Here is an 11,081-nt window from a genome sequence, read left to right as displayed (position 1 = left end):
CAATTGGGGTGCAGTTCACTATTGGATGGCTCTATACTATAAAGAGAATTTGTTATTGGATTACTTCAATTTCCCTTCAAAAACAATCTTCCTACCGCACGGCTCAACTACTGTTTTGCCGTCTTTCTTTACTTCATGAAAGATTGGCTCTTCCATACGACGAGACGGAGCGTAGCCTTCTTGTTCCATACGTGCTAAGCAGTCTGTAATTGTTTCATTTTCAAGTACTTCAAATTTCTTTTTATTAGGTTGTTTTGTCATGCCCTAACCTACTTTCTATTTTTCTTGATGCGAATTGATTTTTCATGTAGACCATATATAACATTGCGAGAATTCCCATTATAATCATAACCGCAATAAAAAAGCTTGTATACTGTATTTTTTCTATAAATACGCCGCCTAATACAGGTCCCATAATACTTCCTAAACTAAAAGCGATTCCGGATAATATATTACCTGCCGGTAGTAAGTGTCTCGGTAATAAGTCAGTCATAAATCCAAGCCCTAAAGAGAAGCACGATCCAATAACCATACCCGCTAAAAGCATGCAGGCAAAGACAATCCAGTAATATTGATCAAATACGGCGGCAAGTAGAAAAATGCCCGTACTTATGCTAAACGTCCAAGTTAATATACGGTCCCTTCCGTATTTATCACTTAATATACCGAGCGGAATTTGTGTAATAATACCCCCAACTGCAAATGCTGGTAACAAGAAGGATACATCTGAAACAGACCACCCTTTACGAAGTGCGTATACTGGTAAGTTACTGTTTAACATTGCTTCAAGTACGCCATATGCAAGTGGTCCCAGCAGTGCAATCCATCCTAATCCAATAACTTGTTTATAACGAGAAAATGATGATTCACTCTTCGCTTCTCTTTCATCTTGCGCTGGGAATGCATTTTTTGTTGGAAGTAGTAAAAGCCAACCTATTAGACAAAGTATAGTAGATATAATAAATGGTGTTGCAAGACCGTACTGCACAGTGCTTGCTAAATACGGACCAACGGCAAAACCAATTCCGAAGAATACACCGTATATCGATACTTGTCTCCCTATTTTACTTGGGTCTGATGTTGTCGTGATCCATGTTTGTGTTCCGACATGAAGCATATGATCTCCAACTCCAACTAGAAATCTAAGGATAAACCATACCCAAAATGAAAATGTTTGTGTAAAAAAGAATAATGAAATAATAACGAGAAACCCACCTATAACAATAATCGGCTTCATTCCAAACCTTTGCATCGGTTTTTCAAGAAACGGCGAAATAACTAATATTCCAATGTACAATGCCGTCGCATGAATACCATTAATACTTGAACTAACCCCTTCTTGTTCAAAAATCATTGCAATGGCCGGTAAGAGCATTCCTTGTGACAAACCCGAGATTGCTACAATCCCAACCATAATCCAAAAAGTAAAACGCATTGACATCCTCTGTCCCTCTCCTTCTCACGCTTCCACTTTTCATTATAAACTGTTTCTTCAAATGCGTGTACGAATATTCGCAATAAAAAACAAGCTAAAAGAATGAACCTTTTAGCTTGTTATCTTATCCTTCCCAAACTTGCGCTTTCACATTGTAATGAAAGTGTTTAAAATATGGATTTTCATAAAATGAAGGTCCATATAAGTAATGTTGCATATGAGCTGTTAGTGGCTGCTGCATTTGTAAAGGAACTACAGCTGGTGAAACTTGCATATACATCGGATCTATCATTATTTTTGTATAGATATGATGATTATATGGCGAATAAGCGATTAAGGATGGTTTATGCATTGATAATCTCCCCTTATACATACAAATGTTATAGTATATGCAACACTTCTCATTTCGGGGATTATTTCTGTTCTAACCAATCCTCTACATGTTTTATAAATACATCTAAACAATCAATAAACGGCGAGTGTCCGCAATCTTCTAATACCTTCAACTCTGCATTTGGCAAATGTTTCGCTAATTCCTCACCGACTACTTGCGGTACGACATAATCTCTATCACCTTGTATGACGAGTGTTGGCGCTTTAATACGATGAATTTGTTTACTTCCCTCTACAACCCCATTATGTTCATCTGAAATATTAAATGTAATGAGCGCATAATTCACATCTACGAAATTACGTTGCGTTAACATATCATCTAAATACTTTTCATAACGATCCGGTTCAGGTTGATTATGTGTATATATTAATAGATTCCATACTGTACGGTAATATAGTTTGTTCATATTTTTTATCGCATCTAATACGGGAGCGATTTGTACTGGATCTTGCGCAATTTCTTCTTTCGTCTTTACTAAACTTGATACAATCGGCTGCCCATTCGTATCTTTTTTAAAGATTGGGTATCCTTTCATTCCTACTGATTCTACTAAAATTAACTTTTCTACAAAAGTTGGGTGATTCGCTGTAAATTGCATCGCAACGCCACCACCCATTGACCAGCCCATTAATGAAAATTTCTCTAGCTTTAACTCGTCAATAAATAATTTTACATCGTCTGCAAAGTCTTGTAATGAATCTATCGACTGATTATACGTTGATTGTCCAAACCCTCTTAAATCAAGAGCGTAAATATGGTATTGATCTTGCAACTTTTCAATAACTAAATCCCAATGTTGTGACGATGTCATGTTCCCGTGAATGAGTACAAGAATATCTGTATTTCGCCTTCCAACTTCCTGATATGCAATCGTTTCTCCGTTCGATAGTGAAACAAACTCCATTGTTGCAGGCTTAATCATCACAAGTTCCCCCATTCTATTTAATAGAAAGAAAATTCTTTACTTAATTAAAGAATAGCACGTAGAATATACGTTCGCAACATAAAACCTATAAGAATTTTTTACATAAATCAACATGTCTATTACTAGACAATTATTATAAAAAAGTATATAGTTAGCTAGGTAACTAATTTGAAAGGATCAACATACATGGACGAAAAACAACATTTTTTTCACATCGTCAGCCAGACTTCTCGAAAGTTTACGAAGAAATTTAATGAACGTGTATCTCCAACAGGGTTATTTAGTGCGCAATGGGCTGTTATTTTCCGCATTAATCAAACTGGTTCTTGTACGCAAACAGAATTGTGCCAGTATTTAAATGTTGAATCACCAACGATGACTCGTACGTTAACACGTATGGAAACGATGGGATGGATTATTCGTACAGAAGGTAAAGATCGCCGCGAGAAGCTCATTTCTTTATCCGAAACAGCGATAAAGATGATTCCAGTATGGCAAGAAGAAGTTGATACTTTCGAAGAAAAAACGCTAGAAGGTATTAATGAAGATGATTTACATCAAGCATTTCAAGTGTTACAACAAATTATTAAAAATTTAGATTAAATTGGAGGGATGACGATGCAAAGTGAGAAACTTTGGACGAAGGATTTCCTCGGAACTTGTTTTAGTAGTCTATTTCTTTTCTTAACATTTTACATGCTTATGACTACTCTGCCTGTCTATGTCATAGACGGCCTAAAAGGAAAACCTGAGGAAATTGGTTTAGTTGCAACTGTGTTTCTTATTTCTTCTGTTTTATGTAGACCATTCACAGGAAAATGGCTCGATGATTTAGGAAGAAAGAAAATATTATTTATTTCACTTTCATTATTTTTAGCCGCTACTGTTATGTATTTCGGTGCGCAAAGTTTATTCTTATTACTTGCCCTTCGCTTCTTGCACGGTATTGGGTTCGGGATGGCAACGACAGCTACTGGTACGATTGTAACTGATGTTGCGCCAGCTCATCGACGAGGCGAAGCGCTTGCATATTTCGGCGTATTTATGAGTCTGCCGATGGTAATTGGTCCTTTTTTAGGTTTAACAATTATTTCTCATTTTTCGTTTACAGTATTATTTATCGTTTGTTCCGTATTTTCATTACTTGCATTTTTATTAGGACTACTTGTAGATATTCCGCACGAAGCACCTGTTAGCAAACAAAAACGTGAAAAAATGAAATGGAAAGACTTAATCGAACCATCTTCTATTCCGATTGCACTTACAGGATTTGTTTTAGCCTTTTCTTATAGTGGTATTTTATCCTTTATTCCTATTTATGCGAAAGAACTCGGTTTAAGTGAAATCGCAAGTTACTTCTTTATTTTATACGCACTTGTTGTTGTCATTTCTCGTCCATTTACAGGAAAGATTTTTGATCGCTTCGGTGAAAATGTACTCGTTTACCCTGCTATCATTATTTTCACAATCGGAATGTTCATATTAAGCCAAGCACAAACTTCATTTTGGTTCCTTGGCGCAGGTATGCTAATCGGTTTAGGTTACGGGACATTAATTCCGAGTTTCCAAACGATTGCGATTTCTGCCGCTCCAAACCATAGACGTGGTTCTGCGACAGCTACGTATTTCTCATTCTTTGATAGTGGTATTGGTTTTGGTTCTTTCATTTTAGGTATTGTCGCAGCGAAATCCAGTTATCATAATATGTATTTTATCGCAGCTATTATCGTTGCGTTCACTTTACTTTTATATTATGGATTACACGGACGAAAACAAAAATTCAAGAAACAACCTACAGACGGAAAAATTTCCGCTTAACGTTAATAAGGAAAGTAAACTTCCCCGTTTACTTTCCTTATTTTGTATTTCTTTCAAGCCGAGCGTATACTTATAGTAGAAATAAAAAGGAGGGCCATATATGAAACTAAAAAAATCTCCCCTACTCTTACTTATACTAACATTCATATTTGTAATTACAGGGCTTGGGTTTACTTACTTCAAACAAAATAAAACGACCCCATCAAAACATAATGTGACAAAAGAAAACTGGTTAAATGACCCTTACTTACGTTGGTCGTACACACACATGAAAGAATTCACTTTAGTTAATGACGTAAAAAACAATCCTGACCAAATTGCTCACTTCCCTTCCGCATTGCAAAACTTAGACGATTTTGCTGTGGAGCGTAGATTCGGAAATACAACTCCTCTAAAAAAACTTTTAGATGATAACAAAACAGATGCTTTTGTCGTTGTACATAATGGACAACTTGTTTACGAACGATATTTCAATGGGTATAAACAGAATGAACCTCATGGTATGGCATCATTAGCAAAAGTCTTTACCGGGGCAATTATACAATCTCTCGCTGAAGAGAATCGTATCGATTTAGAGAAAACAGCTGACACTTACATAAAAGAATTAAAAAACACACCGTTCGGTAATGCCACACTTCAGCAATTAATGGACATGCAAGTTTCAGCTGAATATCCTACTCATGGATATGAGCAACCTGGGCTAGAAAATCAAGATGCACAATTATATTTAGCTAGCAATATTTTACCCCGCGGCAAAAATTACGACGGTCCGATGAAAATTTATGATATGTTACGGGAAGCCGAAGAAACTGCACCGCCTGGTTCTTCCTTTTCTTACAATAACGGATCAACAGAAACGCTCGCTTGGATTATTAGAACTATTACTGGTAAATCACTAGCTGAAAATGTAAGCGAACGAATTTGGTCTCAAATTGGTATGGAAGAAAACGCGTATTACGTTACAGATGAAACAAAAGTAGAACAAGCTAGTGCTGGATTAAATGCAACTGCTAGAGATATGGCGAGATTCGGGCAATTACTATTAAACAACGGGGAATATAATGGAAAACAAATTCTCCCTTCTTCTATTACTAAAGATATAAAAAATGTCCAAGAAGGTGAACTTGCAATTGCCCCTGGAGCTTCCATTTCTTATCATAATCAATGGTGGATTCCGCACAATGAACAAGGTGCTTTCGAAGTGTTAGGTAGTTACGGACAAACACTTTACATCGATCCGAAAACAAATATGGTAATCGTTCATTTCTCTTCTAACGCAACGCCAAGTAATGAAATACATTCGGTTTACTCAAATATGTATATTGATATTGCACATCATTTAGAAAAGCTTCCACAGTAGTGGAAGCTTTTTCATTACAGTACATTATTTACACTACTATACCAATTATCTTTTCGTTATTAGAAAAGATTGAAAAAACAATTACCTAAAATACACCTATCGAAAATTTTATAAGCAGGTTACAATTTTAATTGAGCGTTTAACTTATACATCCACATCTTTTGGAGAATGTATTAAAACACTTCCCTTACAAAGATTGTCTGTTCATATTGGTCGAAAATTTCTTCTATAGATGAAAATAAAGTTTCTTCCGGGATGATGAACTTTATTTTTTGACCAGTTTGCAACAGTTGCTTTGAAGCCAGCTAGTAACCTTTCTCTATACTATCCCTATAAGTGCTACCCCATTTCCAACCGTTTTTCTTCTAGTATATTAAAAGCAGAATTTGATACGAGGCTCTATATCAATCTATCAATAAATTACCACTCTGTAAATATCTGAATTTTCTTTACATTGAAGGTTATCTCCTAAACAACCTCGAATAATTGTAATACATATACATAAGGAGGTTGATCTATTTTGTTTCGTTCCTTTACAAATGGTTGCGTCGCCTTAGTGCAACGCTTCTTGCCAGAACCGTTTATTTTATCATGTTTACTAACTGTTTTCGTTATCTTCTTTGGTATGTTTGCGACTCACCAAACACCTGTAGAAATGATTAATCACTGGGGTAATGGAATTTGGGGACTCCTCGCCTTTTCTATGCAAATGGCACTTGTACTCGTGACTGGATCTGCTTTAGCAAATGCTCCTCTTATTAAAAAAGGATTAACGAAAGCTGCCAGACTACCAAAAACAACTGGACAAGGCATTATTGCCATTTCAATTGTAAGTTTACTCGGTGCATACATAAACTGGGGCTTTGGAATTGTTGTATCTGTTTTATACGCAAAAGAAGTGGCAAGGCAGCTGGACGGATTAGATTATAGACTAGCAATCGCCTCTTCTTACTCTGGATTTCTCATTTGGCATGCCGGTCTTTCTGCCTCTATCCCTCTTACGTTAGCAACAGGCGGTGAAACGTTAATTAAAACGACTGCTGGAAGTATTAAAGAGGCGATTCCAATAACAGAAACGTTATTCTCACCATACGCTCTCGTTCCAGTTATTATTTTTCTCATTACGATGCCTCTCATTAATAAAGCGATGCATCCAGACGAAAAACATACGATTACAGTAGATCCTAGCGTGTTCCATGAAGAAGCTGCTGCTCAAGAAGTAGAAAAAAATACGTTCGCTGAAAAGATGGAAAATAGCATTATTATTACACTTTGCGTTGGATTGTTAGGTCTCATTTATATTTTCAATTACTTTTATACGAAAGGTTTTAACCTTACTCTCGATATCGTGATTTTTATGTTATTAATTGCAGGTCTTATTTTCCACCGTACTCCGATTCAGTATATTCGTGCTTTTTCAGACTCTACGAAAAGTGCTTCTGGCATTTTACTTCAATTTCCGTTTTACGCAGGAATTATGGGCATGATGATTGGAGCAAATAGTGAAGGACTTTCACTTGGAGGAGCTATTTCTAATTTCTTTATTAGCATTTCAAATGAAACGACTTTTCCGCTCTTTACATTTTTAAGTGCTGGCATTGTTAACATTTTCGTTCCATCTGGCGGCGGTCAATGGGCTGTGCAAGCACCAATTATGATTCCAGCTGGCGCTGAACTTGGTGTACCTGCTGCAAAAACAGCAATGGCAATTGCATGGGGCGATGCTTGGACGAATTTAATTCAACCTTTCTGGGCATTACCAGCATTAGCGATAGCTGGTTTAGGTGCTCGTGACATTATGGGATTTTGTGTTGTGAACTTACTATATGCGGGTTTTATCATTAGTCTATGTTTCTTATTTATTTAAACAAAAAGCTAGTTTTATACTAGCTTTTTTACATAATAAATCACTTATTTCCCACGCAATTTATAATCTTCTCCCACTCTGATTCCGTAAGATGTAATGACTCAAATGCAAAAAAATCTTCGCAAATTTTTCCGATCAGGTGTGGATGTTCCCTCAAAAAATTCCACTGTAACGCTTTAGGAAGAAAATATGTTTCATATTCTTTACTTCCCCTTACTACCTGATCAACTTCTCTTTCACAAATTCCTCTTATTAAATAATCATTTCTTAACTCTATTTGAATTTGCTGAAATGTTTCGCTGCATTTTTTCAATTGAAGTAAACACGTAACATACTTCCGAAAAAGTTCGCCATCATACTGAACACAGTTTATAATACGATCGACTTCATTCATAATGCACGAGCCTTTTCTTCTATTTGTAATAACCATTTCTCACGCTTTGATACTTTACTCGTTTTCACAGATTGAAACACTGACCGTTTTATATCGCGAATGCCACAAAAACGTAAAATACCTCTCTTCATCATAATCCAATCTGCTGATCGATATAACAATGCGACGTACCATAGAGGCGAGTCTAACGTATTAATAACCCATGCTTTTTTCCCTTGCAATAATCCTTTCGGCAGAGCCCCTTCATATTTATAAGCAAATCCAGCTACGAAAATACGATCGATAAATCCTTTTAAAATTGCTGGCATCCCCCACCACCATATTGGATAGATGAATAGAAGTGTATCTGCTTCTTCTACTAACGTTCTATACCGAGCTGTTTCCTCTTCATTTACTAAATCGCGTCTTTTCTTCTCTTCATTAAATACGAGGACTGGATCAAATTGTTCTTTGTATAAATCAAGTACGGTAACTGAATGATTTGTTTCCTGTAGTCCTTTTTGCACATGATTGAAAATCGCCGCGTTAAAACTTGAAGGGTTAGGATGAGCATATATAATTAGTACGTTCACTACAAAACAACTCCCTCTATACGTTAAAGTTTCTCCTTCTTTAATAACTTCTCTACAATTTGTACGTTTTTCGAACTTTGCAACAATCGATTTAATAATATAAGTAACTCTTCTTTTTCTAAATCTTTCAGTTTCTCTTTAACTGCACTCTCACCAGCACCTTGCATATCATAAACAACTGCCACCATATGTTCACAATAATTTCCATAGGGACACTCACAGTTACTTTCTGAAAAATCTTCGAGATCGATAACTACTTCATAATTCCCTGCATTTCCAGTAACGAAAGCAAACACTTTTTTATCTTGTATTTCAACATCTTCTACATGCCCATCTTCATAATATTCATATCCCTTATCTACAATGTACTTTGGGATTCATTTCGTTATATCTTTTAATAAGTAAGCGTACATAATTGTACCCCTTCCTTTAATTCCCTTTTGACTTCAAAAATCCTGCATGTTATTCTAATTACTGTTAAGTAGCAAGTCTACGTGACAAAACGACTGACACCTATTCGGCGAAGGTGTCTCTTTTCATTTGCAGCCGATATGAATTGCCTCTTTCAGGCACATTCAATTTTTGACACTACACACTCAACACCATTCCCTGTATCAGGCTGCTTTAGCAGTCTTTTACTCTACATACTCCGTTATTTTAAGAAAAAAAGAGAGCTTAGCTCCCTTTTCTCGCCTTATACAATACCCCTTTTTCAGCATAGAGATATTCATCAGCTAATGTAATTTTCCCATCCAGTTTTAGTTCGTCTAATAATCTTGATAAATAAAATTGATGCAACATCTTTTTCGTGAATTTTCCTTCATGATGCGAAACGATATGTTCTTGAATATCTAACAATGATATCGGCTTATCTTGCTCTATCATATATTCATAAACTGTACTACGCAGTTTTACGTATTTTTCGAGTGTCACAGTAATGCGCAACCCCTTTCTTCTTAATATAAATTTTCGTAATCGGTTTTTTTGCAATAAAAAAACCTCTCCGATAAGAAGAAGTTACGTATATATCTTCGTCTTATCTCCCAGAACAAATATGTTCTGCTGGAATTAGCACCTGCATCGCGGTTGCTGGGTTTCATTGGGCCAGTCCCTCCACCTCTCTGGATAAGAAAATATTCACTTAATTCTTACTATACGTAATTCCACTTCAATTGTCAAACAAATATAATAAATATAACAAATTATATTTTCTTCCTTACTGTTCATACTACCCATATACGAACATGCAAGGAGGATTATGAAATGCATCAAAATGCTCGCGGATATGTACAAGATTCTTTTCAATCATTACAAGAAGCTAAAAATTGTTTAGAAGAAGCGCTCGAAACAGTTGAAAAAGATTTTAATCGCGCTCGTATTGAACAATCACTTTATGCTGTTGAACAAGCTATTCAACGTTGCGAGTACACCGTTCACATTTTAGAAAAAGATTAAAAACTTCCCATCAATTGATGGGAAGTTTTTTCAAATGGCATACTTCATAATTATTGCCGTTATGATTAAAAAATATACAGAATTAGCAATTTCTAAAATTCCTACTTTTATAATAGAAATTTTTTTGCCATACAACACAATTGCTCGAATGACACTTGGTATAAAAATAAGAGAACACCACGGATTGATCACAAATATGATTATCGTTAATACGATATGATATCCCCAAGATATAAGACGATACTTCGGGTTATTTTTTTCACGAATCATCGTTTTCACATAGAACGTACTACCTAAAAAGTATAAAAATGAAATAAGCGCAATGAATAATGCTGTATGATCGATTTGCTTCATTGAAAAGGAATAACTAATTAACCCACCGATACAAAACACAATAATCGCACAAATATCATTTAATAGTGCTCTTTCATTTTTTTGACGAGCGTAATACATATTCACTATAAATAATGGAATCATTACTATTACGAATAAAAGAATTCGCCACTCATATAATAAAGAAATCATCCCAAATAGGAACGCAATAATAAAATAAATAATGGCAACTTGTAAAAACTCTTTTTTTCGTCTTTGCTTTATGTACGTAAGAAATGGGTACGTAGCTAAATAGATAAAGAACCACGCTAAAAACAATGGAATATGATAAATAGTAGGTTTCCCAAGTATGACACTTAATAAAAAAGGAATAACAAGCATGGCCCATGCACCATGTTGCTTCGGAATAACTAACTTCATTAACTATACACCTCCCTTTTGAAAAAAGTTCTCACCTACAATTATACAAATAATTTTATATAATAGCGGATGCATATTGAATCGATTTTTTGACAAAAAAATGCTCCT

Annotated in this window: 14 protein-coding genes and 1 riboswitch; of the genes, 5 read left to right on the top strand and 9 right to left on the bottom strand. The window is 35.5% G+C overall.

Going from position 1 to position 11,081, the window contains the following annotated elements:
- Window positions 1-60: 60 nt before the first annotated feature.
- From DN401_RS05640 to phaZ, 4 genes are all read right to left on the bottom strand, one after another.
- Window positions 61-261 (bottom strand): NETI motif-containing protein, encoded by a 201-nt coding sequence (locus DN401_RS05640; protein WP_000166303.1) that lies wholly within the window; start codon window positions 259-261, stop codon window positions 61-63.
- Window positions 245-1,441, bottom strand: a complete 1,197-nt coding sequence (locus DN401_RS05635; RefSeq protein ID WP_098213255.1) for an MFS transporter — start codon at window positions 1,439-1,441, stop codon at window positions 245-247. Before DN401_RS05635 ends, DN401_RS05640 begins: the two co-directional genes overlap by 17 nt.
- A 118-nt stretch (window positions 1,442-1,559) precedes the next feature.
- On the bottom strand, window positions 1,560-1,787 hold the full coding sequence (locus DN401_RS05630) for a hypothetical protein (protein ID WP_000549500.1): 228 nt from the start codon (window positions 1,785-1,787) through the stop codon (window positions 1,560-1,562).
- Window positions 1,788-1,848: 61 nt separating this feature from the next.
- Entirely contained in the window at window positions 1,849-2,751 is a 903-nt protein-coding gene (gene phaZ, locus DN401_RS05625) for an intracellular short-chain-length polyhydroxyalkanoate depolymerase (RefSeq protein WP_000594877.1), read from the bottom strand.
- A gap of 189 nt (window positions 2,752-2,940) precedes the next feature.
- Here phaZ and DN401_RS05620 point away from each other — a divergent pair, with 189 nt between their 5' ends.
- From DN401_RS05620 to DN401_RS05605, 4 genes are all read left to right on the top strand, one after another.
- Window positions 2,941-3,357, top strand: coding sequence for a MarR family winged helix-turn-helix transcriptional regulator (locus tag DN401_RS05620; protein WP_000343680.1), 417 nt, complete (start codon window positions 2,941-2,943; stop codon window positions 3,355-3,357).
- 15 nt (window positions 3,358-3,372) lie between these two features.
- The gene (locus DN401_RS05615) at window positions 3,373-4,572 is read left to right on the top strand and encodes an MFS transporter (protein WP_001190318.1); all 1,200 of its coding nucleotides are present in this window, start codon (window positions 3,373-3,375) and stop codon (window positions 4,570-4,572) included.
- A 100-nt stretch (window positions 4,573-4,672) separates the two neighbouring features.
- Window positions 4,673-5,932: a serine hydrolase domain-containing protein gene (locus tag DN401_RS05610; protein WP_060851914.1), complete on the top strand. Its 1,260-nt coding sequence runs from the start codon at window positions 4,673-4,675 to the stop codon at window positions 5,930-5,932.
- Window positions 5,933-6,452: 520 nt separating this feature from the next.
- Window positions 6,453-7,799 carry a short-chain fatty acid transporter gene (locus tag DN401_RS05605; protein ID WP_000490030.1) on the top strand — a complete coding sequence of 449 codons (1,347 nt, stop codon included), beginning with the start codon at window positions 6,453-6,455 and terminating at the stop codon, window positions 7,797-7,799.
- A 40-nt stretch (window positions 7,800-7,839) separates the two neighbouring features.
- On the opposite strand, the gene DN401_RS05600 is transcribed toward DN401_RS05605, so the two are convergent.
- From DN401_RS05600 to DN401_RS05585, 4 genes are all read right to left on the bottom strand, one after another.
- The gene (locus DN401_RS05600; protein WP_001006479.1) at window positions 7,840-8,193 is read right to left on the bottom strand and encodes a hypothetical protein; all 354 of its coding nucleotides are present in this window, start codon (window positions 8,191-8,193) and stop codon (window positions 7,840-7,842) included.
- A complete protein-coding gene (locus DN401_RS05595) occupies window positions 8,190-8,765 on the bottom strand; it encodes an NAD(P)H-dependent oxidoreductase (protein WP_001101572.1) in 576 nt (191 codons plus the stop codon). The genes DN401_RS05600 and DN401_RS05595 overlap by 4 nt, the downstream gene beginning before the upstream one ends.
- 23 nt (window positions 8,766-8,788) lie before the next feature.
- Entirely contained in the window at window positions 8,789-9,142 is a 354-nt protein-coding gene (locus tag DN401_RS05590; protein WP_232305177.1) for an SWIM zinc finger family protein, read from the bottom strand.
- A 298-nt stretch (window positions 9,143-9,440) separates the two neighbouring features.
- Complete coding sequence (locus DN401_RS05585; protein ID WP_000171476.1) at window positions 9,441-9,698, bottom strand: hypothetical protein; 258 nt, start codon at window positions 9,696-9,698, stop codon at window positions 9,441-9,443.
- Window positions 9,699-9,798: 100 nt separating this feature from the next.
- A riboswitch (SAM riboswitch) is annotated at window positions 9,799-9,897 on the bottom strand.
- Between the two features lie 131 nt (window positions 9,898-10,028).
- Here DN401_RS05585 and DN401_RS05580 point away from each other — a divergent pair.
- Window positions 10,029-10,220, top strand: a complete 192-nt coding sequence (locus tag DN401_RS05580) for a hypothetical protein (RefSeq protein WP_000554032.1) — start codon at window positions 10,029-10,031, stop codon at window positions 10,218-10,220.
- Window positions 10,221-10,250: 30 nt separating this feature from the next.
- On the opposite strand, the gene DN401_RS05575 is transcribed toward DN401_RS05580, so the two are convergent.
- On the bottom strand, window positions 10,251-10,973 hold the full coding sequence (locus DN401_RS05575; protein ID WP_000779983.1) for a YwiC-like family protein: 723 nt from the start codon (window positions 10,971-10,973) through the stop codon (window positions 10,251-10,253).
- Between the last annotated feature and the right edge of the window lie 108 nt (window positions 10,974-11,081).

Source organism: Bacillus sp. BF2-3, assembly GCF_008368795.1.
Lineage (GTDB): Bacteria > Bacillota > Bacilli > Bacillales > Bacillaceae_G > Bacillus_A > Bacillus_A cereus.
This window is presented reverse-complemented; position numbering and strand designations above follow the sequence as displayed.

Bases quoted from the DNA above. Each gene is read 5' to 3' on its own strand.
- DN401_RS05610 (WP_060851914.1), top strand. From the start codon at position 4,673: ATGAAACTAAAAAAATCTCCCCTACTCTTACTTATACTAACATTCATA.
- DN401_RS05630 (WP_000549500.1), bottom strand. From the start codon at position 1,787: ATGCATAAACCATCCTTAATCGCTTATTCGCCATATAATCATCATATC.
- DN401_RS05615 (WP_001190318.1), top strand. From the start codon at position 3,373: ATGCAAAGTGAGAAACTTTGGACGAAGGATTTCCTCGGAACTTGTTTT.
- DN401_RS05620 (WP_000343680.1), top strand. From the start codon at position 2,941: ATGGACGAAAAACAACATTTTTTTCACATCGTCAGCCAGACTTCTCGA.
- DN401_RS05635 (WP_098213255.1), bottom strand. From the start codon at position 1,441: ATGTCAATGCGTTTTACTTTTTGGATTATGGTTGGGATTGTAGCAATC.
- phaZ (WP_000594877.1), bottom strand. From the start codon at position 2,751: ATGATTAAGCCTGCAACAATGGAGTTTGTTTCACTATCGAACGGAGAA.
- DN401_RS05640 (WP_000166303.1), bottom strand. From the start codon at position 261: ATGACAAAACAACCTAATAAAAAGAAATTTGAAGTACTTGAAAATGAA.
- DN401_RS05580 (WP_000554032.1), top strand. From the start codon at position 10,029: ATGCATCAAAATGCTCGCGGATATGTACAAGATTCTTTTCAATCATTA.
- DN401_RS05600 (WP_001006479.1), bottom strand. From the start codon at position 8,193: ATGAATGAAGTCGATCGTATTATAAACTGTGTTCAGTATGATGGCGAA.
- DN401_RS05575 (WP_000779983.1), bottom strand. From the start codon at position 10,973: ATGAAGTTAGTTATTCCGAAGCAACATGGTGCATGGGCCATGCTTGTT.